Annotated in this window: 3 protein-coding genes; 1 reads left to right on the top strand and 2 read right to left on the bottom strand. The window is 70.1% G+C overall.

Annotation, left to right across the window (positions count from 1 at the left end):
- Positions 1–255: 255 nt before the first annotated feature.
- The gene (locus GWI24_RS42110; RefSeq protein ID WP_210951297.1) at positions 256–1,260 is read left to right on the top strand and encodes a TerC family protein; all 1,005 of its coding nucleotides are present in this window, start codon (positions 256–258) and stop codon (positions 1,258–1,260) included.
- Between the two features lie 85 nt (positions 1,261–1,345).
- On the opposite strand, the gene GWI24_RS42115 is transcribed toward GWI24_RS42110, so the two are convergent.
- Positions 1,346–2,656, bottom strand: coding sequence for an MFS transporter (locus GWI24_RS42115; RefSeq protein WP_210951298.1), 1,311 nt, complete (start codon positions 2,654–2,656; stop codon positions 1,346–1,348).
- Positions 2,657–2,777: 121 nt separating this feature from the next.
- Complete coding sequence (locus GWI24_RS42120; RefSeq protein WP_210951299.1) at positions 2,778–3,434, bottom strand: MBL fold metallo-hydrolase; 657 nt, start codon at positions 3,432–3,434, stop codon at positions 2,778–2,780.
- Positions 3,435–3,510 lie beyond the last annotated feature (76 nt).

The raw sequence follows: 3,510 nt of genomic DNA on the forward strand, positions 1-3,510 counted from the left end.
CCTATGGCGGCTGACCGGAGCTGACCGGACCCTGAACAGGGCTTTTGCCTTTCTCTTTACTCTCTCATGGGGATTCCTGTACTCTCTTTTACGCGGAGGGGAGTACTCCTTAGCGGTGTTCCCGTCACCACGGATTCCGTCCGGCACCAGGAGGCCGGACGGAATCCCGGGACACCGGTCCATGGCTCGGTCATGGGCGGAAGAGACCTCCGGCAGCGACGACGCTGAGCCTGCCGTACGAATGCCGGAGGAACCGTGGACGTATCCGTGACCATGTGGGGGCTGACGATCATCGGCCTCTGCGCCCTGATCGCCGTCGACTTCTTCATAGGCGGCCGCAAACCGCATGAGGTCTCCATCAAGGAGGCCGGGATCTGGACCGCCGTCTGGGTCGCCCTCGCCGGGCTCTTCGGGCTCGGGCTGCTGGTCTTCGCGGGCGGCCAGCCCTCCGGCGAGTTCTTCGCGGGCTTCATCACCGAGAAGTCGCTGAGCGTCGACAACCTCTTCGTCTTCGTCCTGATCATGGCGAAGTTCGCCGTGCCGACGATCTACCAGCAGCGCGTGCTGATGGTGGGTGTGCTGATCGCCCTGGTGCTGCGCGCGGTCTTCATCGCCGCCGGCGCCGCGATCGTCTCGACCTTCGCCTGGGTCTTCTACATCTTCGGCGCCTTCCTCATCTGGACGGCCTGGAAGCTCATCCAGGAGGCGCGGGCCGATGAGGAGGAAGAGGAGTTCGAGGAGAACCGGCTGCTCAAGGCGGTCGAGAAGCGGTTCCCGTCCACCGACCGGTACCACGACACCAAGCTGTTCATCGTGGAGAACGGCAAGCGGCTGATGACCCCGATGCTGATCGTCATGCTGGCGATCGGCACCACCGACGTCCTCTTCGCGCTGGACTCGATACCCGCGATCTTCGGCCTCACCCAGGACCCGTACATCGTCTTCACCGCCAACGCCTTCGCGCTGATGGGCCTGCGCCAGCTGTACTTCCTCATCGGCGGCCTGCTCAAGAAGCTGGTCCACCTCTCGTACGGGCTGTCGATCATCCTCGGCTTCATCGGCGTCAAGCTGGTGCTGCACGCGCTGCACGAGTCCGGGGTGCATGTCCCGGAGATCAGCATCCCGGTCTCGCTCGGCGTCATCTGCGCGGTGCTCGCCGTCACCACGGCCACCAGTCTGTACGCCTCGAAGAAACAGGCCCTGGCAGAGGCGGGGAGCGGGGAGGGCCGGGCACGGGACAAGGACAGCGTCGACGTCTGACGGCGCCCGCGGCGTCACCGCCCTGACGGCGCACGAGAGCGCCCCAGGCGTCCGACAGCTGTCCGTCCCGGCCCGGGGGACGGGCTCACACAGCCGCCTCCCCGGCCTCCAGAGGCCGTACGGCCGACCGTCCACCATCCGGACGGTCGGCCGTCGGCCGTGTCTCCGGCAGCAGGGCGAAGCAGCCCAGGCTCAGCAGTGCCACGGCGATCAGATACGCGGCGACGCCCCAGGGCGGACCGTCGCCGTGGGACACCGCCGTCGCCACGATCGGCGTGAGCGCCCCGCCCAGGACGCCCGCGAGGTTGTAGCCGAGCGCCGCCCCCGTACAGCGCACCCGCGCCTCGAACAGCTCGGGCAGATAGGCCGAGGTCACGGCGAACATGGTGATGAAGGCGAGCAGCGCGCCCAGGAAGCCGAGGAACATCAGCGGCGGCTCACCCGTGCGCAACAGCGCCACCAGCGGAAACATCCACACCACGATGGCCACACACCCCACCAGGCACATCGGCCGCCGCCCGAAGCGGTCGCCGAGATGGGCCGCCAGGGGCGTCAGGGCACCCAGGACCGCCACGGCCGCCATGATGCAGCCCAGCAGGGTGGTGCGGGCCACCCCGAGCCGCTCCGTGCCGTACGCAAGGGACCAGGTCGTGACCGCGTAGAAGACGGCGTAGCCCACCGCCAGCCCGCCCGCGGTCAGCAGGACCAGCCGCCAGTGGCCGCGCACCACCTCGGCCAGCGGCGCGGCGGCTTGCTCGCCGCGCTCGGCCAGCTCGCGGAACCGCGGGGACTCGGTCACCTGGGCCCGCAGCAGCAGCCCGGCGCCCGCCAGCAGCCCCGCGCCCCAGAACGGCACCCGCCACCCCCAGGACCGGAACTCGCCGTCGCTGAGCGTGGCCGACAGGGCCAGCATCGTGCCGTTGGCCAGCAGAAAGCCGATGGACGGGCCGACTTGCGGAAATCCCGACCACAGCCCGCGCTTCGCGGCGGGCGCGTACTCGGCGGTCAGCAGCACCGCGCCGCCCCATTCGCCGCCCAGCCCCAGCCCCTGCAGGAAGCGCAGCACGAGCAGCAGGAGGGGGGCGGCGATGCCGATCGAGTCGTAGGTCGGGACGAATCCCACGGCGACGGTCGCGAGACCGGTGAGCATCAGCGAGGCGATGAGCACCGGACGGCGCCCATGGCGGTCGCCGAGGGGCCCGAAGAGCATCGAGCCCAGCGGCCGGGAGACGAAGCCGACGGCGAAGGTGCCGAAGGCGGCGAGGGTGCCGGCCAGCGGCGAGAAGGTGGGGAAGAACAGCGGGCCGAGGACGAGCGCCGCGGCCGTGCCATAGACGAAGAAGTCGTAGAACTCGATCGCGGTGCCGGCCATGGACGCGGCGGCGAGGCGGGCCATGGACGGAGGGCGGTCATGCTGCGGAGAGCGGTCGTGCTGCATGACGCGACAACCGCCCCGGCCCGCCGGGGGTCACGGGGCGTACGGAGGCGCGCGGCGCTCCGGGGCCGTGCGAGCGCCGCTACCAGCCGCGCTCGCGCCACTCCCCGAGATGCGGGCGCTCGGCGCCGAGGGTGGTGTCGTCGCCGTGGCCGGGGTAGACCCAGGTCTCGTCGGAGAGCTGGTCGAAGAGCTTGGTCTCGACGTCGTTGATCAGACTCTCGAACGCCTTGGGATCCTTACGGGTGTTACCGACCCCGCCCGGGAACAGGCAGTCGCCGGTGAACACGTGCGGATGGCCGTGCGGATCGTCGTAGATCAGGGCGATGCTGCCCGGGGTGTGGCCGACCAGATGGCGGGCGGTCAGCTCGACCCGGCCGACCCGCAGCGTGTCGCCGTCCTCGACCAGGACATCGGTGCGCGCCGGGATGCCCTCCGCGTCGTAGCGGCCCGCGTAGGTACGGGCGCCGGTGGCCTCCATCACCTCGCGCAGCGCGCCCCAGTGGTCCGGGTGGCGGTGGGTGGTGACCACGGACGCGATCCCGCTCTCGCCGATGAGGGAGAGCAGGGTGTGCGGCTCCGCGGCGGCGTCGATCAGCAGCTGTTCGTCGGTGGCCCGGCAGCGCAGCAGATAGGCGTTGTTGGCCATGGGGCCCACCGCGACCTTCGAGATCATGAGATCGGGCAGTTCATGCACATCGGCCGGTCCGCCGACCGTCACCACTCCGCTGTAGGTCATGGCCTCAGCCTAGTGCGGGCAGGACGGGCAAGGGACCGCCGGGGCAGGAGAGATCGGCGCCGTCCGTACGGCCGGT

Source organism: Streptomyces sp. MK37H (assembly GCF_018035285.1).
GTDB classification, from domain to species: domain Bacteria; phylum Actinomycetota; class Actinomycetes; order Streptomycetales; family Streptomycetaceae; genus Streptomyces; species Streptomyces endocoffeicus.